General features: G+C 66.8%; 17 protein-coding genes. 3 read left to right on the forward strand and 14 right to left on the reverse strand.

The genetic code is table 11. The annotated features are described in order from the left end of the window. Nucleotides 1-271: 271 nt before the first annotated feature. The 10 genes from MWN52_RS11605 to MWN52_RS11650 form a co-directional block, all read right to left on the reverse strand. Nucleotides 272-1,801: an efflux transporter outer membrane subunit gene (locus tag MWN52_RS11605; RefSeq protein WP_425608024.1), complete on the reverse strand. Its 1,530-nt coding sequence runs from the start codon at nt 1,799-1,801 to the stop codon at nt 272-274. Next, nucleotides 1,788-3,365, reverse strand: coding sequence for an MDR family MFS transporter (locus tag MWN52_RS11610; protein WP_131659744.1), 1,578 nt, complete (start codon nt 3,363-3,365; stop codon nt 1,788-1,790). Before MWN52_RS11610 ends, MWN52_RS11605 begins: the two co-directional genes overlap by 14 nt. Next, the gene (locus MWN52_RS11615) at nt 3,362-4,570 is read right to left on the reverse strand and encodes an HlyD family secretion protein (RefSeq protein WP_345783487.1); all 1,209 of its coding nucleotides are present in this window, start codon (nt 4,568-4,570) and stop codon (nt 3,362-3,364) included. Before MWN52_RS11615 ends, MWN52_RS11610 begins: the two co-directional genes overlap by 4 nt. A gap of 156 nt (nt 4,571-4,726) precedes the next feature. Continuing rightward, complete coding sequence (locus tag MWN52_RS11620) at nt 4,727-5,584, reverse strand: ABC transporter permease subunit (RefSeq protein ID WP_286574756.1); 858 nt, start codon at nt 5,582-5,584, stop codon at nt 4,727-4,729. Then, the gene (locus MWN52_RS11625) at nt 5,581-6,531 is read right to left on the reverse strand and encodes an ABC transporter permease subunit (RefSeq protein ID WP_286574757.1); all 951 of its coding nucleotides are present in this window, start codon (nt 6,529-6,531) and stop codon (nt 5,581-5,583) included. Before MWN52_RS11625 ends, MWN52_RS11620 begins: the two co-directional genes overlap by 4 nt. Further along, the gene (locus MWN52_RS11630; protein ID WP_286574758.1) at nt 6,528-7,649 is read right to left on the reverse strand and encodes an ABC transporter ATP-binding protein; all 1,122 of its coding nucleotides are present in this window, start codon (nt 7,647-7,649) and stop codon (nt 6,528-6,530) included. Before MWN52_RS11630 ends, MWN52_RS11625 begins: the two co-directional genes overlap by 4 nt. 161 nt (nt 7,650-7,810) lie before the next feature. Beyond that, nucleotides 7,811-8,938, reverse strand: a complete 1,128-nt coding sequence (locus MWN52_RS11635; protein WP_286574759.1) for a polyamine ABC transporter substrate-binding protein — start codon at nt 8,936-8,938, stop codon at nt 7,811-7,813. 108 nt (nt 8,939-9,046) lie between these two features. Next, complete coding sequence (locus tag MWN52_RS11640; protein ID WP_286574760.1) at nt 9,047-10,411, reverse strand: aspartate aminotransferase family protein; 1,365 nt, start codon at nt 10,409-10,411, stop codon at nt 9,047-9,049. Nucleotides 10,412-10,648: 237 nt separating this feature from the next. Then, a complete protein-coding gene (locus MWN52_RS11645; RefSeq protein ID WP_286574761.1) occupies nt 10,649-12,034 on the reverse strand; it encodes a glutamine synthetase family protein in 1,386 nt (461 codons plus the stop codon). Then, nucleotides 12,031-12,795, reverse strand: a complete 765-nt coding sequence (locus tag MWN52_RS11650; RefSeq protein ID WP_286574762.1) for a gamma-glutamyl-gamma-aminobutyrate hydrolase family protein — start codon at nt 12,793-12,795, stop codon at nt 12,031-12,033. Before MWN52_RS11650 ends, MWN52_RS11645 begins: the two co-directional genes overlap by 4 nt. A 187-nt stretch (nt 12,796-12,982) precedes the next feature. Between MWN52_RS11650 and MWN52_RS11655 the strand changes: the two genes are divergently transcribed. The 3 genes from MWN52_RS11655 to MWN52_RS11665 all read left to right on the forward strand — a co-directional run bounded on the left by MWN52_RS11655 (nt 12,983) and on the right by MWN52_RS11665 (nt 16,189). Continuing rightward, nucleotides 12,983-14,347, forward strand: coding sequence for a glutamine synthetase family protein (locus MWN52_RS11655; protein ID WP_286574763.1), 1,365 nt, complete (start codon nt 12,983-12,985; stop codon nt 14,345-14,347). Further along, entirely contained in the window at nt 14,337-15,632 is a 1,296-nt protein-coding gene (locus tag MWN52_RS11660) for an NAD(P)/FAD-dependent oxidoreductase (protein ID WP_286574764.1), read from the forward strand. Before MWN52_RS11655 ends, MWN52_RS11660 begins: the two co-directional genes overlap by 11 nt. 95 nt (nt 15,633-15,727) lie before the next feature. Further along, the gene (locus MWN52_RS11665; RefSeq protein ID WP_286574765.1) at nt 15,728-16,189 is read left to right on the forward strand and encodes a bacteriohemerythrin; all 462 of its coding nucleotides are present in this window, start codon (nt 15,728-15,730) and stop codon (nt 16,187-16,189) included. A 4-nt stretch (nt 16,190-16,193) separates the two neighbouring features. Here MWN52_RS11665 and MWN52_RS11670 read toward each other — a convergent pair whose 3' ends face one another. The 4 genes from MWN52_RS11670 to MWN52_RS11685 all read right to left on the reverse strand — a co-directional run bounded on the left by MWN52_RS11670 (nt 16,194) and on the right by MWN52_RS11685 (nt 20,589). After that, entirely contained in the window at nt 16,194-17,480 is a 1,287-nt protein-coding gene (locus MWN52_RS11670) for an MFS transporter (protein WP_286574766.1), read from the reverse strand. 245 nt (nt 17,481-17,725) lie between these two features. Next, nucleotides 17,726-18,019, reverse strand: coding sequence for a hypothetical protein (locus tag MWN52_RS11675; RefSeq protein WP_286574767.1), 294 nt, complete (start codon nt 18,017-18,019; stop codon nt 17,726-17,728). Nucleotides 18,020-18,404: 385 nt separating this feature from the next. Further along, entirely contained in the window at nt 18,405-18,845 is a 441-nt protein-coding gene (locus tag MWN52_RS11680) for a tetratricopeptide repeat protein (protein ID WP_286574768.1), read from the reverse strand. A gap of 7 nt (nt 18,846-18,852) precedes the next feature. Beyond that, nucleotides 18,853-20,589 (reverse strand): RHS repeat-associated core domain-containing protein, encoded by a 1,737-nt coding sequence (locus tag MWN52_RS11685; protein ID WP_286574769.1) that lies wholly within the window; start codon nt 20,587-20,589, stop codon nt 18,853-18,855. Between the last annotated feature and the right edge of the window lie 145 nt (nt 20,590-20,734).

The following is a 20,734-nucleotide window of genomic DNA, read 5'->3' on the forward strand; positions in this document are numbered from 1 at the left end:
CTTGGTGGGAGCCGCCATGGCGGCGATGGGGCTCTACCGGTAAAGCCCCATCGCCGCCATGGCAGCTCCCCCCTGTAGAGCGGAGCTTGCTCCGCTGGGGCCTTCCCCACGAACCGAACGAAGCAGCGGAGCTTGCTCCGCTGGGGCCCTCCCCACGAACCGAACGAAGAGCAGCGGAGTCCCCAAGAGGGGATGGCCACAAGCTCCGCTCTACAGACGGACGGCTGCTGGAGTTGAGGAGACAGTTGCTCCCACTCAGCATCCCCGCCACTCAGCGCGCCGCGATGCCCGGCTGCGGTGCGTCCTGCCAGCCCAGGCCCAGGCTCTTCTGCAGGGCCACGTAGTCCACCAGCAGCTGCACCTGCGCCTGGGCCGCGCTGTCGCGGGCGCTGCGCTGCTGGCGCTGCACGTCCAGCAGGTCGATCTGCGAGGAGGCGCCCGCCGCGCGTCGCTGCTGCATCAGCACGGCGGCGCGGTCGGCCGAGGCCTGGGCCTGCACCGCCACCAGCAGCTGCTGGCGCGCCGAGCCAAAGTTGGACAGCGCGGTGTTGGCATCCTGCAGCGCGGCCAGCACGGTGTTCTCGTAGGCCGCGGCGCGGCCTTCGGTGCCTGCGCGGGCCTGGACGACCTGCGCCTTGATGCGGCCGAAATCGAAGATCGACCAGCGCAGGAACGGCGCCACCAGCGTGGCGGCCGAATCGGCATTGAGCTCGCTGGGCTTGGTCGCCACCGCGGCCAGGTTGCCCATCAGCGTGACCTGCGGGAAATAGCCCGACAGCGCCTCGCCGATCTGGGCGTTGGCGCCGGCCAGCTCACGCTCGGCCTGGCGCACGTCCGGGCGACGGCGGATCATCGCGGCCGGGTCGTCCACCCTCACCTGCGCCGGCAGCGCCGGCAGCGGCACGACCGGCGCCAGGCGCGCATCGAGCGAACCGGGCACCTGCCCGACCATCAAGGCCAGCTGGTCCAGCGCCTCGCTGCGCTGGGCCTGCAGCGGCAGCAGCCGCGCCTGGTTCTGCTGCAGCTGGCCACGGGCGCGTTCGACCTGCAGGTCCGAATCCGCCCCGTGCGCACGGCGCTGGGTGGTGAGGTCCAGCGCCTGCTGCGCATCGCGCACGGCGTCCTGGCCCAGGGCGATGCGCGCCTGCAGGCCGCGATAGTTGAGATAGACCTGCGCGATCTCGGCGGCCAGGCGCACCTGCGCATCGGCCAGCTGCGCCTGCGCGGCCTCGGCCTGCGCCGCGGCGCCTTCGGCGGCGCGACGGCGGCGGCCGAAGAAGTCCAGCTCCCAGCTGGCGTCGAAGCCGGCCAGGTAGAGGTCGCTGTCCAGATCGAGGTCGCGCGCGGCCTGTTCGACCGCCGCGCCGGTGGCCGGGTCGGTGGCCTGGGCGATGCCGGCGGCTCCGTCGCGGATGTCGTGCTGGATCGAATCCGGCGCCTTGACGTGGGCGTAGGCCCCCATCGCACCGACCTGCGGCAGGCGTTCGGCGCGGCGCTGGGCGAACAGCCCGCGCGAGGCCTGCACCCGCGCATCGGCCGCGCGCAGGTTGGGGCTCTGGCGTAGCGCGGTGTCGATCAGCCAGTCCAGCTGCGGATCGTGCAGTTCGCGCCACCACTGGCTGGGCGGCGGCGCGCTGACCACCCCAGCCGCGTCGGCGCGATGCAGGCGCGGCGCCTGCACGGCCTCGGGCGCCACCTCCGGGCGTACGTAGTCGGGGCCGAGCACGCAGCCGGCCAGCAGGGCCGGCACCAGCACGGTCAGGGATGCGCGCGCGGCGCGGCGGGCGTCAATGCATCGCAAGTTGCGTCCCCTTGGGCAGCGGTTTGAGCAGGAAGGCCAGCGGGATCGAGCACACCACGATGACGCCGAAGATCCAGAACAGGTCGTTGTAGGTCATCACCAGCGCCTGCAGCTGCACCATCCGCGCCAGGGCCCCGATGGCCTGCATCGCGGCATCGCCACCGGCGGCATGCAGGGCGCCGGTGAGCTGGTGCACGTAGTCCTGGCCCAGCGGCGAGTTGGCCGTGACCGAGCTGCCCAAGACCTGGGTGTGGTAGGTCATGCGCCGCTCCTGGAAGGTGGAGATCAGCGCCAGGCCGATTGAGCCGCCCAGGTTGCGCGCGGCGTTGAACAGGCCCGAGGCATCGCCGGCCAGGTCCTTGGGCACCGAGCTGATCGCCGCCTGGTTGAGCGCCATCATCGCCAGCGCCAGCCCGCAGCCCTGCAGCAGCTGGCCGGCGACGAAGGTCTTGCCCACGCTGTAGGAGGTCAGGTCGATATTGATGAAGCACGCAGCGGCGAAGCACAGCAGCCCGCCGATCACCAGCACGCGCACGTCCACCGTGCCCAGCAGCTTGGGCATGAACGGCATCAGGATCACCGTGGGCACGCCGCCCAGCAGCAGCACATAGCCGGACTGCTCGGTGTTGTAGCCCGAGACCATGGCCAGGAACTGCGGGATCATGTACATCACGCCGAACAGGATCATGCCCACCGCGAGCATCATCACGAACACGGCGCTGAAGCTGCGATTGAGCAGCACCTTGAGCTGGATCACCGGCTCGTGCCGCAGGAACTGGGTCGCCAGCAGCGCGGCGAAACCCACCAGCGACAGCGCCGACAGCCACAGGATGAATTCCGATTCGAACCAGCGCTCGCGCTGCCCCTCCTCCAGCACCACCGTCAGCCCGCCCAGGCCGGCGGTCAGGCCGAAGATGCCCAGCCAGTCGGCCTCCAGCAGGCCGGCCCAGCGCGCCTGCTCGTGCTGCAGCCCCAGCAGCAGCAGCGCCACCAGGCCCGCGCACACCGGCACGTTGAGGAAGAAGGCGTAGTGCCAGCTGACGTTCTCGGTCAGCCAGCCGCCCAGCAGCGGGCCGATCACCGGGCCCATGATCACCGTCATGCCGAACAGCGCCGTGCCCATGGTCTGCTGCGACGGCGGCAGGCGCGTGGCGACGATGGTCAGCGCGGTGGGGATCAGCGCGCCGCCGGCGAAGCCCTGGCCAACGCGGCCGACGATCATCATCGGCAGCGAGGTCGACAGCCCGCACATCACCGAGAACGCGGTGAAGGCCAGCGCGCAGATCAGCAGGAAGTTGCGCAGCCCCAACGTGCGCACGAACCAGCCTGTCAGCGGAATCATCACGATCTCGCTGACCAGATAGGCCGTGGAGATCCACGTGCCCTCGGTGCCGCTGGCGCCGACCTCGCCCTGTATGGTCGGCAGGGCCGCGTTGACGATCGAGATATCCAGGGTGGCCATGAACGAGCCGATCGTGCCGGCGGCCACCGCCAGCCACGCCCCGGCGTCGGCCTTCTGCGCGCCGGCCGGCCGAGCGCCCGCGCTGGCGCCGGTGGCGCTCACGGCTTGGAGGTGTCCCGGGCGTCGAGGCGGTCGGCCTCGTCCTGCGCCTGGTCCTTGGCGCCCTTGGCCGAACGCGTATCGACCGTGGCGGTCACCGACATGCCGGGCACCAGCACCTTGCGCGCCTGCTCGCCGGCATCGACGCGGATGCGCACCGGCACACGCTGGACGACCTTGGTGAAGTTGCCGGTGGCGTTCTCCGGCGGCAGCAGCGCGAACTGCGAGCCGGTGCCGGGCGACAGGCTCTCCACATGCCCATGCAGGGTCACCCCCGACAGCGCGTCGACCTCGATCTCGACCGGCTGGCCCGGGCGCATCAGCCCGACCTGGGTCTCCTTGAAGTTGGCCGTCAGGTACAGCGACTCCACCGGCACGATGGTCATCGTGCGCGTGCCGGCGGCCAGGAACTGGCCGACCTGCACGGTGCGATCGCCCACGCGCCCGTCGATGGGCGCCTTCAGATGCGTATCGCCCACGGCCACGTTGGCCTGGTCGACATTGGCCTGGGCCTGCTGCAGCCCGGCCTTGGCCTGCTCCAGCTGCGCCTCGCCCGCGGCGATCTGGCTCTGCGCGCCGACGATCTGCGCCTGGGCGGCATCGAACTGCGCCTGGGCCTGATCGCGCTGCTGGCGCAGGCTCTCCAGATGCTCGTGGGTGTCGGCACCGGAGGCGGCCAGTGGCGTGAAGCGCGCCACCTCGGCCTTGGCGAACTTCAGCTGCACCTGCGCCGAGGCGGCCTGGCTGCGCGCCTGCACCAGCTGTGCGCGATGGCCCTCGATGGCCGCCTGCGCGGCGGCGATGTCGGCCTGGCGCACGGCCACGGCGGCCTGCGCCTGCTCCAGCTGCGCGGTATAGGTGCGGCCATCGATCTCGATCAGCGGCTGCCCCGCCTTGACCCAGGCGTGGTCCTCGACCAGCAGCTTGGTGACATAGCCGTTGACGCGCGGCGCCACGGCCACCGCATCGGCCTGCAGATAGGCATCGTTGGTCTCCTGCAGATAGCGCCCGATGAGCAGGTGATAGACCAGCCAGACGATCAGCGCGATCAGCACCACCACGCCGATGAGGATCAGCGTCCAGCGCACCTTGGGATTCTTCAGCGGCGAAGGCTTGAGCGGATCCTGCCGGCCCTGCGGATCGTCCCCGTCGGCGGGGGGCTGCGCACGGCCGTCCTGGCCGCGGTCGGGATCGTCGTGTTGGCTCAAGGCAGGTTCCTGCGCGCGAAGGTGGGGGGCCATGCCCCAGGCGCTTGCACCCGCGATCTGCGGCGCAAGCGCTCGGGGCCGTGCACGTCTGCGTGGAGACTAGAGCACCGGGGCCTCACGACGCCGTGAAAGTGAAACCCGGAGTCCCACTTACTGTCAACTCCGGCCGTCGTCCCCACCCCGCAGCGCCAGCTGCCGGTCCCGCTTGCGGCGCTGTTCGCCGCGCGACATCAGCCACCAACCCAAGAACGCGCACAGCGACACCGCCACGATCATCAGCGTCGCCAGCGCATTGATCTTGGGGCTCAAGCCCAGCCGCACCGAGGAGAACACCTTCATCGGCAGCGTGGTCGAATCGGGGCCGGAGACGAAGCTGGCGATCACCACATCGTCCAGCGACAGAGTGAAGGCCAGCAGCCAGCCCGAGACCAGCGCCGGGGCGATGATCGGCAAGGTGATCAGGAAGAACACCTGGACCCGGTTGGCGCCCAGGTCCATCGCCGCCTCTTCCAGCGACCTGTCCAGCTCGGCCATGCGCGCGGACACCACCACGGCGACGAAGGCCAGCGAGAATGTGGTGTGCGCGATCCAGATCGAGACCATGCCCTTGGGCTGAAAATGGAACACCTCGCCCAGCGAGACGAACATCAGCAGCATCGACAGGCCGATGATCACATCGGGCATCACCAGCGGCGCGGCGATCAGCCCGCCGAACAGCGTCCTGCCCGGAAAGCGGCGCAGGCGCGTCATCGCCAGCGCGGCCAGCGTGCCCAGCACCACCGCGGCAGTGGCCGTCCAGAAGGCGATGCGCAGGCTCACCCAGGCCGCCTCCAGGATCGACGCGTCGCCCAGCAGCTCGCCATACCACTTGAACGAGAACCCCGCCCACACCGTGGCCAGCCGCGAGCGGTTGAAGCTCCACAGCATCAGCAGCAGCACCGGCAGATAGAGGAACGCGAAACCCAGCCCGAGCACGATCCGGGCGGGCCAGCGCGCGCGACCGACCGCGCTCACGTCAGCCTGCCCTCGAGCTGGCGCTGCTGGACGCGATGGAAGATCAGGATCGGGATCATCAGCAGCGCCAGCATCGCGATGGCCACCGCCGAGGCCAGCGGCCAGTCGCGGTTGGCGAAGAACTCGTTCCACAGCACCCGGCCGATCATCAACGTGTCCGGGCCGCCGAGCAGTTCGGGGATCACGAACTCGCCCAACGCCGGGATCATCACCAGCATGCAGCCGGCGACGATGCCGGCGCGCGACAGCGGCAGGGTGATCCTGACGAACGCCTTCCACGGACGCGCGCCCAGGTCGTAGGCCGCCTCGAGCAGCCGCGGGTCGTGCTTGACCAGGTTGGTGTACAGCGGCAGCACCATGAAGGGCAGATAGCAGTAGACGATGCCGATGTAGGCGGCCAGCGGCGTGTACAGGATCTGCCGGCCCTCGATCCAACCCATCGCCTGCAGCGCATCGATCACGCCCAGCTGCTCCAGCAGCCGCCCGACCGGCCCGCTGCTCTTGAGCAGACCGATCCAGGCATAGACGCGGACCAGGAACGAGGTCCACGACGGCAGCACCACCAGCATCACCGCGATGTGGCGCGAGGCCGGCGGCAAGCGCGCGATGACATAGGCCATCGGATAGCCGATCAGCAGCGCCAGCAACGTGGCGATGGCGGCGATCTTCAGCGAGCTCAAGTAGGCGGCGATATAGCCGTTCTGCAACGCGCCCAGCTGCAGATAGTTGGACAGGTCGAGCCTGAGCGCGACCTGCGCGCCGTCCATGTCCAGGATCGGCGTGTACGGCGGCATGGCGATGGCCAGCCTGGCGAAGGAAATCTTCAGCACGATCAGGAACGGAACGGCGAAGAACACCAGCAGCCACAGATACGGCAGCCCGATCACGCCCCAGCGCGGGCCGGGCGTGCGCTGGCGCAGCCGCGTCAGCCAGGCCGGCGCGCTCATTGGGTCAGCACCACGCCATCGTGGTCGCCCCACCACACCCAGACCGGATCGCCCCAGGTCAGGCCCTCGCTGGCCCAGCGCTGCACGTTGGCGAAGTGCGCCAGGACGACCAGATCGCTGGGCAGCCTGACGTGATAGACCGAGTGACTGCCGTAGTAGGCGATGTCCTCGATCACGCCGCGGGCCTTGTTGTACGGCTGCGCCGGTTCCTCCTTGGCGATGACCAGCTTCTCCGGCCGCACGGCGAAGCACACCGCCTGGCCTGCGAAGCCGGAAATGCCGTGGCCCACATAGATGTCGGTGGCCAGCTGCGGCGCACGCAGGGTGACGAATTCGGCGTGGTCCTGGTCGATCACCGCCTCGATCATGTTGACCGAACCGATGAAGCCGGCGGCGAAGCGGCTGGCCGGCTGCTCGTAGATCTCATCGGGCGTGCCGACCTGGCGGATGCGGCCGGCCTCCATCAGCGCGATGCGGGTGGCCATGGTCATGGCCTCTTCCTGATCGTGGGTGACCATCACGCAGGTCACGCCGGTCTTCTCGATGATCGACACCAGCTCCAGCTGCATCTGCGTGCGCAGCTTGCGGTCCAGCGCGCCCATCGGCTCGTCCAGCAGCAGCAGCTTGGGCCCCTTGGCCAGGCAGCGTGCCAGCGCCACGCGCTGCTGCTGCCCGCCGGAGAGCTGGTGCGGCTTGCGCCTGGCTAGACCGTCCAGCCGCACCAGCGCGAGCATCTCCTCCACGCGCCGGGCGATCTCGCGCTTAGGGATGCGGTCCTGCTTGAGACCGAAGGCGATGTTCTGCTCCACCGTCATGTGCGGGAACAGCGCATAGGACTGGAACATCATGTTGATCGGCCGCTCGTACGGCGGCAGCGCGCCCAGCTCCTGCCCATCGAGGAAGATCCTGCCGGCGCTGGGCGTCTCGAACCCGCCCAGGCAGCGCAGCAGCGTGGACTTGCCGCTGCCCGAGCCGCCCAGCAGGGCGAACAGCTCACCCTTGCGGATGGACAGGTCGATCTCGTCCACGGCCAGGACGCCATCGAAGTCCTTGCGCACGCCCTCCAGACGCAGATAGCCCTCCGCCCCTGGCGCAGGGCCGGATCCCGACGCGACCATCTGCTGTTCCCCTGCCGCCATCTCGCTGCCTTCGTCGCTGTTGGATGCCTGCGCGGTACCGGCCGCCGTGGGTGGATCATGCGGGCGACGGGCGGATCACGCGTGGATTCTGCCGCAGCGCCGCACCACGATGCAGGCCATGCGCCCCGCCCCGTCGCCGCCTACCGGCTGGTCTTCAGATCGGTCCACAGCCGGGTGTACTGCTTGTCCACCTCCGGCGGGATGATGGCGAAGGTGAACAGCTTGGCTTCCACCTCCGGCGGAGGATAGATCGTCGGGTCGGAGGTGATGGCCTTGTCCATCAGCGCCTTGGCCTTGGGCACCGCGTTGGGATAGCGGACGAAGTCCGAGTCGCTGGCCATCACCTTCGGGTCGAGCAGGTAGTTGATGTAAGCGTAGGCGTTGTCCACGTTCCTGGCGTCCTTGGGGATGGCCAGCATGTCGAACCACAGCGGCGCGCCCTCCTTGGGAATCGAGTAGGCGATGTGCACGCCGTTGCCGGCCTCGGCCGCGCGCTCGCGCGCCTGGATCACATCGCCCGACCAGCCCACCACCAGGCAGGTATCGCCATTGGCCAGCGCATCGATGTAGGCGGAGGAATGGAACTGGCCGATGTAGGGGCGGATCGTCTTGAGCAGCGCGCCGGCCTTGTCGATGACCTGCGGGTCGGTGCTGTTGGGGTCTTCGCCCAGATAGTTGAGCGCGATCGGGATCAGCTCGGACGGGGTGTCCAGGAAGGTGACGCCGCAGTCCTTGAGTTTGGCCAGATTCTCCGGCTTGAACACCAGATCCCAGCTGTTGGTGACCTCGGTATTGCCGAAGGCCGCCCTGACCTTGTCCACGTTGTAGCCGATGCCGGTGGTGCCCCACATGTAGGGCACGGCATACTGGTTGCCGGGATCCTGCTTGGCGATCTTCTGCATCATCTGCGGGTCGAGGTTGGCCAGGTTGGGGATCCTGGCCTTGTCCAGCGGCTGGAACACGCCGGCCTGGATCTGCCGCCCCAGGAAGTTGAGCGTGGGCACCACCACGTCGTAGCCGCTGGCGCCGGCCAGCAGCTTGGCCTCCAGCACCTCGTTGCCGTCGAACACGTCATAGGTCACCGAGATACCGGTAGCCTTCTCGAAGTTGGCATTGGTGTCCGGGGCGATGTAGTCCGACCAGTTGTAGACGTTGACGTTCCTGGACTTGCCGCCGCCCGCCTCGCCCGACGCTGCCGTGCCGTCCACGCCGCCGCAGGCGGCCAAGCCGGCCAGCGCCACCACTATTCCGCACACCCGCAACTTCATCGCCACTCTCCACACGGATCCGCCGCCGCGGCGGTCGTTGCTCAGACTGTACCCGCCGCAGGCCGGGCGTGGACCGGGTTGATTGGCTGTTCTGGCCGGCATCACGCCTCAGATCCCCAGCGCCTCGGCGGTGTCGTCCAGCGCCTTCCAGGCCTTGTCGAACAGCTCGTCCACCTGCGCGCGGTCGATCACCAGCGGCGGTGACAGCAGCATCGCGTCATAGGTGGCGCGCAGGATGAGCCCATGGCGCAGCGCGTGGTCGCGACACAGCGCCCCCACCTTGCCGCGTTCCTCGAACAGGGTGCGCCGGCCCTTGTGCGGGACCAGCTCCAAGGCGCCCATCAGGCCGACGATGCGCGCCTGGCCGACCAGCCGGTGCTCACCCAGCTCCGCCCAGCGCTGGGCCAGATAGGGCGCGATGTGATCGCGCGCGGTCTCGACGATCCGCTCCTCCTGCAGGAGGCGGATGTTCTCCAGCGCCACCGCCGCGCACACCGGATGGCCCGAGTACGTCGCCCCGTGCGCCAGCTCGCCGCCCTGCGCCTTCAGCACGCCGGCCACGCGCTCGCCGAACATTGCCGCGCCCAGCGGGATGTAGCCGGAGGTGATGCCCTTGGCGATGGTCATCACATCGGGCCGGAAGCCGAAGGTCTGCGCGCCGAACCATTCCCCGGTGCGGCCGAAGCCGGTGATCACCTCGTCGGCCACCAGCAGCACGTCGTACTGGCGGCAGATGCGCTCCACCTCCGGCCAGTAGGTGCGCGGCGGGATGTGCACGCCGATGGCGCCCATCACCGGCTCGCCGATGAAGGCGGCCACGCGCTCGGGCCCCAGTTCGAGGATCTTGTCCTCCACCCGGCGCGCGGCGAGCAGGCCGTATTCGTCCTCGGACAGCTCGCCGCCATCGTGGAACCAGAACGGCGGATCGACATGGACGATGTCCGGGATCGGCAGGCCGCCCTGCCCGTGCATGCTCTTCATCCCGCCCAGGCTGGCGCCGGCCACGGTGGTGCCGTGGTAGCCGTTATGGCGGGCGATGAAGACGTTCTTGCGCGGCTGGTCCTGCACCGCCCAGTAGTGCCGCACCAGGCGCAGGATGGTGTCGTTGGCCTCCGAGCCGGAGTTGACGAAGAAGGCGTGATCCAGATCGTACGGCGTCAGCTCGGCCAGCTTGGCCGCCAGGCGGATGGTGGGCTCGGTGGTGCACTGGAAGAAGCTGTTGTAGTAAGCCAGCTGCTCCATCTGCCGCGCGGCGGCCCGGCCCAGCTCGGCGCGGCCATAGCCGATGTTGACGCACCACAGCCCGGCGAAGGCGTCGAGCAGCTTGTGGCCTTCGGCATCCCAGACGTAGCAGCCCTCGCCGCGGGTCAGGATGCGCGTGCCCTTGGCGGCCAGCGCCGCGTTGTCGTTGAACGGATGGAGATGGTGCGCGGCATCGAGGTCTTGCAGGGTGCGGGCTTGGTGGGCATCCATGAACTTGTGCTTCTCGCTTGTTACACGGCGGCAGTCGTACTTGCGTTGGTTTCTCTTAGCGGCTTGGATCAGCCCATAAGGCCATCGTTTCCGCGACCTGGAAAAACCGTCGTTCCCGCGAAAGCGGGAATCCATGGACCTTCTCGCGCAAAGCCCATGTCCATGGGTCCCCGCTTTCGCGGGGACGACAACGGGGAATCATCGGCCGCTTCCACAGCGCCGTCGCGTCGCACGCGCCTAGACATTCAACAGCAGGAACTCCCGCTCCCACGAACTGATCACCCGGAAGAACGTCTCGTACTCCTTGCGCTTGACCGAGATGTAGGCGCGCACGAAGCGCTCGCCCAGCAGCGCCCGCAGCGGCGCGCAGCCTTCCAGTTCGTCCAGCGCCTCGCCCAGCGAGCGCGGCAGCTCGAAGCCGATGTCCTGCGCGCTGCTGGCCAGCGGCCTGGTCGGCTGCAGCTTCTCCTGCAGCCCCAGCAGGCCGCAGGCCAGGGTCGCCGCCATCGCCAGGTAAGGATTGGCGTCGGAACCGGCGAAGCGGCTCTCCACCCGCGTGTTCTCCAGCGTGTCCTTGGGCACGCGCAGGCCGCAGGTGCGGTTGTCGTAGCCCCACTGCACATTGATCGGCGCCACCTGGCCGATGGCCAGGCGCCGGTAGGAATTCACGTTGGGCGCGAAGAAGGCCATGGTCATGGGCGCGTACTTCTGCAGCCCGCCCATGTAATGCAGGAAGGTCTTGCGCTCCTTGCCCACCTCCTTGCCGGCGAACACGTTCGCGCCGGTCTTGCGATCCAGCAGGCTCTGATGGATGTGCATGGCGCTGCCGGGCTCGTTCTCCATCGGCTTGGCCAGGAAGGTGGCGTAGATGCCGTGGCGCAGCGCGGCCTCGCGCATGGTGCGCTTGAACAGGAAGACCTGATCGGCGCGGCTGAGCGCGTCGGCATGGGTGAAGTTGACCTCCAGCTGCGCCGCGCCGGATTCGTGGATCAGCGTGTCCACGTCCAACTCCATCGCATCGCAGTAGTCGTACATCAGGTCCAGGATCGGGTCGAACTCGTTGACCGCATCGATGGAGTACGACTGGCGCGCGGTCTCCGGCCGGCCCGAGCGCCCTGCCGGCGGCAGCAGCGGAAAGTCCGGGTCGGTGTTCTTCTGCACCAGGAAGAATTCCAGCTCCGGCGCCACCACCGGCTGCAGGCCGGCCTCCTCGTAGGCCTTGAGCACGCGCCGCAGCACGTTGCGCGGGGCCAGATCGTGCGGCTCACCGTCCTTGGTCCAGCAGTCGTGGATCACCTGGGCGGTGGGATCGGCCGCCCACGGCACCATGCGCACGGTGCCCGGGTCCGGGCGCAGGAACATGTCCGAGTCCGAGGGACTGGTCAGCTCGTAATAGTCGTGCGGATAGTCGCCGGTGACCGTGGTTGCGAAGATGCCCTCGGGCAGGCGCGTGCCGTAGTCGTGGCTGAATTTGTCGGCCGGAATGATCTTGCCGCGCGCGATGCCGGTGATGTCCGGCACCAGGCACTCGACCTCGGTGATGCGCCGCTCCTTGAGCCAGCGCCGCAGTGAGTTGTCGGCCGGCTCGGCGGGCGTGTCGGGTTGGGTCTTGCGGCGACTCATGCGAAGGCGACCTCGTGGCGGCGGTTGGCACGGGCACGGCAGGCCTGGCCGAAGGCGTGGAAGATGCCGGCGTAGAGCGGCTGCTCGGTCACCCGCCACTCCGGATGCCATTGCACACCGAGCAGAAAGCTCGCGCCTTCATGTCGAAAGGCCTCGATCAAGCCGTCGGGCGCGGTCGCCTCGATCACCAGGCCCTTGGCCAGGCGGCGCACGCCCTGGCCATGCAGCGAATTGACCCACGGCGCGGCTTCGCCGAAGGACGCCAGCAGCCCGCCCGGCGCCAGCATCACCGGATGGGCCGGGCCGTACTGCATCTCCAGCGGCGCGCTCGTGTCCTCGCGATGGTCCATCAACCCCGGCACCGCGTGCAGCTTCTGATGCAGCGTGCCACCCAGGGCGACGTTGACCTCCTGGAAGCCGCGGCAGATCGCCAGGATCGGCACGCCGGCGGCCAGCGCCGCGCGCACCAACGGCAGCGTGGTGCCGTCGCGCGCCGCATCGTGCGGGTTGCCTTCCCAGCTCGGTTCGTCCGAATAGTGATGCGGCTCGATGTTGCTGACCGCGCCGGTCAGCAACAGGCCATCGACCGTGTCCAGCAACACCTCCACCGGCAAGGCCGGCGTCAGCGACGGCCACAGCAGCGGCACGCAGCCGGCACCCTCGACGAGCGCCCGCAGGTACTTCTCGCCCACCATCAGAAAGGGATGCGATCCGATCGGTCTGCGGTCGGTCGGCACACCGACCAGCGGCGGTCTGGCCATGCAGGACGGCTCCTCAGGGCGTTGAAGCAAGCTAGCGTGGCCGTTTTATTTTTACAACACGCACCGCGTGCGAGCCGTCAGTTGGCGTCTTGCAGGCCATATTCATGAACTCGCGCGGCAACGGCGTTGAGTATTCTTGACAACAACGCGCCTGCTAGGCTGTCTCCAACGCCGCCAAGAGCCCACCATGACCGCCCTGTCCGACGCCCGCGATGCCGCCACCCTGGCCGCCCTGCCGGACCTGGAGGCCATCGACCTGCTGCTGCCGGACATGAACGGCGTGCTGCGCGGCAAGCGCGTCACGCGCCAGGCGCTGGACAAGGTGTTCGCCGATGGCATCTGCCTGCCGATGTCGCTGATCGCCACCGACATCACCGGCAACACCGTCGAGGAAACCGGCCTGGGCTACGACATCGGCGACGAGGACCGCATCTGCCGGCCCGTGCCCGGCTCACTGCGGCCGGTGCCGTGGACGCCGCGCCCCACCGCGCAGCTGCTGCTGGCGATGGAGGACGGCTTCGGCGGCCTGTTCGAAGCCAACCCGCGGCAAGTGCTGGGCCGCGTGGTGCAGCGCTTCGCCGACCTCGGCCTGACTCCGGTGGTGGCCATCGAGCTGGAGTTCTACCTGTTCGACCGCCTGCCCGATGCCCGCGGCCGCCCGCAGCCGGCGATCAACCCCAACACCGGCGCGCGCAACACGAGCACGCAGGTCTATTCGATCGAAGACCTGGACGACAACCGCGATTTCATCGATGCGGTCGCGGCCGTGTGCCGTGCACAGGACATCCCCGCCGACACCGCCGTGGCCGAGTACGCGCCGGGCCAGTTCGAGATCAACCTCAAGCATCGCGCCGATGCGCTGCAGGCCTGCGACGACGCTGTGATGCTCAAGCGCGCGATCAAGGCCGTGGCACAGCAACAAAGCCTGCAAGCCAGCTTCATGGCCAAGCCCTTGGTCGACCAGGCCGGCAGCGGCCTGCACGTGCACGTGAGCCTGCTCGACGCACAGGGCCGCAATGTCTTCGCCGGCACCGCGCAGGCGCCGGCCGCCGCGCTGCTGCACGCCGTCGGCGGCCTGCAGGCCAGCGCGACCGACACCATGCTGCTGTTCGCCCCGCACGCCAACAGCTACCGCCGCTACGTGCCCAACGCCTTCGTCCCGCTGGGCCGCAGCTGGGGCTACAACAACCGCACCGTGGCCATGCGCATCCCACACAGCGACGCGGCCAACACGCGCATCGAGCACCGTATCGCCGGCGCCGACGCCAATGTCTACCTGGCCTGCGCCGCGGTGCTGGCCGGGATGCTGCATGGACTGGAACAGCGCCTCGATCCCGGCCCACCCATCGTCGGCAACGCCTACGCCCAGACCGAGCAGCACAGCCCGCACTGGCGCGGTTCGATCGAGGATTTCCTGGGCAGCGCCTTCATCGCCGAACATTTCGGCGAACGCTTCCGCCACCTCTACGGCCAGCAGAAGCGCAAGGAGCAGCGCAGCTTCGACACCCAGGTCACCGACCTGGACTACGCCTGGTACCTGCGTGCGGTCTGAGCCCGGCACGCCCGGCGCCTACCCCGACAGCTGGTACGCGGCCAGCACCACGCCCCTGCCCGCCCAGCCCGCGCTCGAAGGGCGCATCGACTGCGATGTCTGCATCCTCGGCGCCGGCTACACCGGCCTTTCCGCGGCGCTGGAGCTGGCCGAGGCAGGTTATCGCGTGGTAGTGCTGGAGGCACAGCGGATCGGCTGGGGCGCGTCGGGCCGCAACGGCGGCCAAGCCATCGTCGGCTTCGGTTGCGGCGAGGAGAAGCTCGAGGCGCTGGTGGGCCTGGACGACGCGCGGCGCATGTTCGATCTGTCCCGCGAAGGCCTGGCCTGGCTGCACGCGCGGCTGGCACGTCACGGCATCCAGGCGCACTGGCGCGCCGGCCACGCCACCGTGCCGCTGAAAGCCCGCCAGCAGCGCGAGGTGCGAGCCATGGTCGAGCGCTTCCATACCCACTACGACCATCCGGTGCAGTGGTGGGACCGCGACCGCCTGCGTGCAACCCTGGCCAGCGAGCGCTACCTGGGCGCGCTCTACGATCCGATCAGCGGTCACCTGCATCCGCTGGCCTATGCGCTGGGCCTGGGTCGCGCGGCGGTGGACGCCGGCGTGCGCATCTTCGAGGCAAGCGCGGTGACCCGCCTGCAGCGCGGCGCGCGGCCGGTGTTCGAGACCGCACGCGGACAGGTGCACTGCGACTTCGGCGTGCTCGCCGGCAACGCCCTGCTGCACGGCATCGCGCCGGAACTCGAGGCGCGGATCATGCCGGTCGGCACCTACATCGCCGCCACCGCCCCGCTGGGCGAGGAACGCGCACGCGCGCTGATCGGCAACGACATGGCCGTGGCCGACACGGCCTGGGCGCTGGACTACTACCGCCTCAGCCACGACCACCGCCTGCTGTTCGGCGGGCGCGCCAGTTACTCCGGGCGCCCCCCGCGCGATCTCGCGGCGATCATGCGCCGGCGCATCGCGGGGGTGTTCCCGCAGTTGGGCGAAGTCGCACTGGATTACGTCTGGGGTGGCCTGGTGGACATCTCGCGCAACCGCGCCCCGCACTGGGGGCGCCTGCAGCCCAACCTGTACTTCGCGCAAGGCTTCTCCGGCCACGGCGTGGTCGCCACCGGCCTGGCCGGCAAGCTGATCGCCGAGGCCATCGCCGGCCAGTCCGCCCGCCTGGACCTGTTCGCCAGAATCCGGCACGCGCCCTTCCCCGGCGGCCAGGCGCTGCGCACGCCGCTGCTGGTGGCGGCGATGAGCTGGTACAAGCTGCGCGACGCGCTGTGGTGACCGCCCGACATTGACTGCGATCAATGCCGCCGCGATCGGCCGATGCCAGCCTGCGGGCATGGGGCCTCAGGGCCCGCAACCGCACGGGACACGCGATGGCACTTCTGATCTGGCAGGACGATCTGGACACCGGCATCGGGGTGATCGACCAGCAGCACCGACGCATCGTCGAGATGATCAACACCCTGCATCAGACCCAGCAGCAGGGCCAGCGGCTGGCGGTGGGCGAAGTGATCGCCGAACTGGTGGACTACACCCTTTCGCACTTCGCCTTCGAGGAGGAGCTGATGGAGGAAGCCGGCTATCCCTTCTGCGCCGCGCACAAGCGCGTGCACGAGGTGTTCACCCGCCGCGTCAGCGAGTACCGCCTGCGCTTCGAGGCCGGCGAAGACGTCACCGAGGAACTCAAGCAGATGCTGGCGCGCTGGCTGTTCAACCACATCCGCAGCGACGACAAGGCCTATTCGGAGAGCGTGCGCCGGCACCTGGACCAGTTCAGCCGCCACCACCAGCAGGGCGGCTGGCTGGCGCGCACGATGGCGCGCCTGTTCCGCTGAAGGCCTACAGCGTGACGCTGGCGTGGCGGCGCACCGCCAGCAGGGCCAGGATGGTGATCAGCGCCGCCCCGCTGAGGTAGAAGCCCACCGGCTGCACGCCGTACTTGCCGGCCAGCCAGGTCGCCACGTACGGCGCCGGCGCGGCGCCCAGCACGCTGGCCAGGTTGAAGGACAGCGACGAGCCCGTATAGCGCACCTCGGTCGGATACACCTCCGACAACAACGTGCCGACCGGGCCATAGGTCCAGCCCATCACGAACAGGCCCAGGCACAGGAACACCAGCACGAAGGCCGGGTGCCCGGCGGTGAACAGCGTCGGGAACACCAGCCCGAACAGCGCGATGCCCACGCTGGCCACCATCATCGCGTGGCGCGCCGAGGTGCGGTCGCCGAACTTGGCCGAGATCGGGATGCCGGCGGCGAAGAACAGCATGCCCACCATCTGCATCAGCAGGAACTCCTGCTTGGAATACCCCAGCGTCACGGTGCCGTAGCCCAGCGCGAACACCGTCATCAGATAGAACAGCACGAAGGTCGCCAGCGCCCCCAGCGTGCCCAGCACCAGCGGCCCCAGATGCTGGGAGAACACCGCGCGGAACGGCACGCGCAGACGCTCGTTACGCTCGATCGCCTGCTGGAAGGCCGGCGTCTCGCGGATCGACAGGCGCACCCACAGGCCGATCAGCACCAGCAGCGCCGAGGCCAGGAACGGCACGCGCCAGCCCCAGGCCAGGAACTGCTCCGGCGACAGCAGCGCGCCCATGATCAGGAAGGTCGAGGCCGACAGCAGAAAGCCCAGCGGCGCACCCAGCTGCGGGAACATGCCGTACCAGCCGCGCTTGCCCGGCGGCGCGTTCTCGGTGGCCAGCAGCACCGCCCCGCCCCACTCACCGCCCAGGCCGATGCCCTGGCCGAAGCGGCACAGCGTCAGCAGCACCGGCGCCAGCAGGCCGACGCTGTGATAGCTGGGCAGCAGGCCGATCACCACCGTGGAGATGCCCATGGTCAGCAGCGCCGCCACCAGCGTGGCCTTGCGGCCGATACGGTCGCCGAAATGGCCGAACAGCGCCGAGCCGAACGGCCGCGCCACGAACGCCACCGCGAAGGTCGCCAGCGACGCCAGCTGCGCGGCCACCGGGTCGCCCTGCGGAAAAAACAGCTTGGGGAACACCAGCACCGCGGCGGTGGCGTAGATGTAGAAATCGAAGAATTCGATCGTGGTGCCCATCAGGCTGGCCAGCAGGACGCGGGCCGGAGAGTTGACGGGCGGGGCGGCGGTGGTCGAGGACATCTTCAGGTCGCGTTCCGGAACAAAAGCCGGCGGATTCTGTCATGTTTGACCGGGGGGCGGTGGAGACGGTTGCGCTTGAGACGATTTGGAGCGCTGGAAGTTTTCGATCTGTGTCTGCCCGCGTCCGCTGCCTGCTCGTTCTAAGCGCCGCTTAGAACCTTATACCTAATCAAGCCTCATGATCCCGCACGACACACTGACTTCATCTAGGCACTTCGCTCTTTTAAGAAGCCCTTCAGCGCCCGCTACACTCCGCCACCAAAAAGCGCAAAAGCCACCATCCAAAGCGGCACCTGGCAAAACAAAAGGAGATAAGAAGCCCAACGCGGAATTCGCATTGATGCCCAAAGTAAGAATAAATTACTCGCCACCATAAAAGAGGGCAAGCAAACATACAGCGTAAGCTGGCCCTTGTTGGAATATCCAGGGACATTATGAAGCTGAACGCCACGACAAAGTGCCATGCCGATCGCCAGCAGGCACAACCAGGCGATCAACGGCGCCACAAACAGATAGATTCGACGCTTCCTACCGCCCATCAAGGCACCTTCTGCTTCAAAATTGCAGGGATAGAACTTTTCCCAGTTCTTTATGTTGCGGGCTAGAGGGTGACGAGCCCTACACCAGCGCAACTAAACCGTTCGTATCTGACGCCATCAATTCGATCTCACCTGATCGTGAGGCTTTGCGCTGCTGACACTTCAGCGTGGATCTGCTCCACAAATTCCAAGCGCCCGATCAAGAATATTCTTGGGAGGAAGACCACCGATACTTGGATGCGCAGCTGTGTACGTCTTCGCGGCCTTGATCGCTTCTCGATCCTTTGCGCGGCAGGTCCAATACGGCACTGCGGGCGCGGTCAATACGCCGCACAATAGCGCCCGAAAGCATCGCTAAAAAGCGACGCATACCCCCGCAGATCAGCTATTCGCTTATTGAGTCACTCCACACCTTCGCCTGAATAACGTCCTTGTTAAATCCAATGCCATGGTAGAGACATCTTGCAACCTCATTCGCTGCAGACTTATCACCCAAGAGCGCGGCCTTCAGATAATAAGCAGCAGCTTTCTTTAAGTTTTTCTTGACACCAATGCCAGTCTCATAGAGAACAGCGATATCGAAGCAAGCGTCTGGAACCTTGGCATCACACGCAGATCTTAATAATTTTATGGACTTCCTCAGATTTTTTCTGACGAATCTGCCGTGTAGGTACCAAGTGGCGAGCGCGTAATCCGCTCTATGATCGAGATTTAACTGCGCCTCGACCAAGTGTTGGTAAGCCTTCTCTAATGACGGCTCAGCCTTAGTCATTTCCCGCTCGGCCCGCTCGTAACGGCCAAGAATATTCTTAATTTTTGTAGTCATAAGATTATTATAGGTAGGTCACGGGCGGCTGGTAGATAACTTCCCCACCAAGTGCCTCATATATATCGCAAGCGGTCATGTCACCACGCCTGCACTGCTCTCCCGCTAAAGCCTCTGCAAGTTTCACCGCGCAAAATAAGCCTATCCCCTTTGGAGACGACGGTTTGGGCGGCCAAGGGCCCTTGGTATTAGGTGGCCTTTTGCTAGGCGGACGCCTCCGTTGATCACCCTTTTCGTTTCCAGCGTCGCGATTTCTCCTAGCATCTCCTGCCTCATGTTTACCACGAGTATTAGGACGCTTATTTTTGGTGTGCCCCGCTTCTCCGAAGGGATCTATCTGATCAATTGGGTTTCCCTCTACATATGCGTAGCCGTTAGGTCCGGCAGTTAGTCCAATGGGATCCTCACTGATAAATCTGCCTATTCCGGGCTGATAGTAGCGCGCTCGGTAGTAATAAAGTCCGCTTTGATCCTTTTCTCTACCGGTATACTGGTAAGGGTTTGTAACGCCCGGATTGTCCTGGGTTGTAGCTCCATATGCGTCATAGTCGTAGCGTTGCACGACCGCGCCTGACGAGTCGGTTAGGAGTCGCGTGCTGCCAATCAAGTCGGTAAGGAAATAGGTCCGGCCACCGGATTCGTTGCGTGCGTAACGCTCATCGATGTCGATTCCCGTTAAGATTGGATTGACTACCGTACCTTGCGTCTCCTGGACCGCATCCGATCCATCATAGAGATATGAAAGTGTGGTGCCGTTCTCGGTCTTAGCAATGCGCCGATCCAATGCGTCATAGCCGAAGCTGGCGATAACCGTGCTGCCGGACTTGATCTGGATCAGCCGGTCGCGATCGTCCCAGACGTAGGTTCGGCTGCCGTCGCTGATCAGATTACCGTTGCCGTCGTAGCTCAGCGCAACATTGTTGGCCTTGGTCTGGCGGTTGTTGTCGTCGAAGGTGTTGTTGGTACTGGCCGAGGGAAGCGACTGCGGGGCGTGGGTGCCGGTCTGGGCCACCAGCTGGCCGCTGCTGTCGTAGCCATAGCCCAGACTACCTAGCGCCGCCTGTCCGGCCTTGCCCCAGGCTAGACCAGTAACTTGATTGGCGTCGTTATAAGCGTAGACCGTCTGTACTTGATTGGGCAGCGTGGTGGTGGTGAGCCGGTTTGCGTTGTCGTAGGCGAAGGTCACCGCCTCGGTGCCTTGGGTAATGCCGAGCAGGCGGTTTGCGTTGTCATAACTGTACTGCACCTGGGTCTGCGAGGCGGCCTGCATGTTCGTGCGCCGGCCAGCTGCGTCGTAGGTGTAGTAGATCGTGCCCTGCGGGCTGTTGGCCTGGGTCACCGCGTCGAAGTTGTCGTAAGTCCACCCAAGCGCCCCAGAGATGCTATCGGTTAGGCTGGTTAAACGGTCACCAGCATCATAGGCCGAGGTCAAGGTGCCCCCACTTCCAGGGAAGGTCGTGGCGGTCAGCCGTCCCAGCGTGTCGTAGGCGTAACTGGTCACGCGGTTGCGCCGGTCGGTGTAGGTCTTGACCCTGTCCATGGTGTCGTAGGTCCATTTCTCGACCTGGCTCAGCGCATCGGTCCGGGTAATCCGCCGGTCGCGCGCGTCGTAGGTGTAGGTCACCCCATTGCCATGGGGCAGCAAGACCGCGCTGACGTTGCCGTTCGCGTCAAAACCGGTCTGCACGGTGTTGCCTAGCGGGTCGACCGACTTGGTGACCCGACTGAGTCCGTCGCACTCCATGCGCGAGACGTTGCCCTGCGTCTTCGGCCGCGATCATTTCCACACCAGCCCACCTTCAATGCGCAACTAAGAATCAAAGAGTGCATAGATCGCTGACAATGCCAATAGGAAATCAACCCACTCATCGCCATTAATAGAAAAGCGC

This window comes from Pseudoxanthomonas winnipegensis (assembly GCF_030322905.1).
Classification (GTDB): domain Bacteria; phylum Pseudomonadota; class Gammaproteobacteria; order Xanthomonadales; family Xanthomonadaceae; genus Pseudoxanthomonas_A; species Pseudoxanthomonas_A winnipegensis.

What these genes read in the sequence shown, in the direction of transcription:
- MWN52_RS11650 (WP_286574762.1), bottom strand. Translation starts at nt 12,795, where the DNA reads ATGGCCAGACCGCCGCTGGTCGGTGTGCCGACCGACCGCAGACCGATC.
- MWN52_RS11635 (WP_286574759.1), bottom strand. Translation starts at nt 8,938, where the DNA reads ATGAAGTTGCGGGTGTGCGGAATAGTGGTGGCGCTGGCCGGCTTGGCC.
- MWN52_RS11655 (WP_286574763.1), top strand. Translation starts at nt 12,983, where the DNA reads ATGACCGCCCTGTCCGACGCCCGCGATGCCGCCACCCTGGCCGCCCTG.
- MWN52_RS11675 (WP_286574767.1), bottom strand. Translation starts at nt 18,019, where the DNA reads ATGGGCGGTAGGAAGCGTCGAATCTATCTGTTTGTGGCGCCGTTGATC.
- MWN52_RS11685 (WP_286574769.1), bottom strand. Translation starts at nt 20,589, where the DNA reads ATGGAGTGCGACGGACTCAGTCGGGTCACCAAGTCGGTCGACCCGCTA.
- MWN52_RS11630 (WP_286574758.1), bottom strand. Translation starts at nt 7,649, where the DNA reads ATGGTCGCGTCGGGATCCGGCCCTGCGCCAGGGGCGGAGGGCTATCTG.
- MWN52_RS11665 (WP_286574765.1), top strand. Translation starts at nt 15,728, where the DNA reads ATGGCACTTCTGATCTGGCAGGACGATCTGGACACCGGCATCGGGGTG.
- MWN52_RS11645 (WP_286574761.1), bottom strand. Translation starts at nt 12,034, where the DNA reads ATGAGTCGCCGCAAGACCCAACCCGACACGCCCGCCGAGCCGGCCGAC.
- MWN52_RS11680 (WP_286574768.1), bottom strand. Translation starts at nt 18,845, where the DNA reads ATGACTACAAAAATTAAGAATATTCTTGGCCGTTACGAGCGGGCCGAG.
- MWN52_RS11640 (WP_286574760.1), bottom strand. Translation starts at nt 10,411, where the DNA reads ATGGATGCCCACCAAGCCCGCACCCTGCAAGACCTCGATGCCGCGCAC.
- MWN52_RS11670 (WP_286574766.1), bottom strand. Translation starts at nt 17,480, where the DNA reads ATGTCCTCGACCACCGCCGCCCCGCCCGTCAACTCTCCGGCCCGCGTC.
- MWN52_RS11625 (WP_286574757.1), bottom strand. Translation starts at nt 6,531, where the DNA reads ATGAGCGCGCCGGCCTGGCTGACGCGGCTGCGCCAGCGCACGCCCGGC.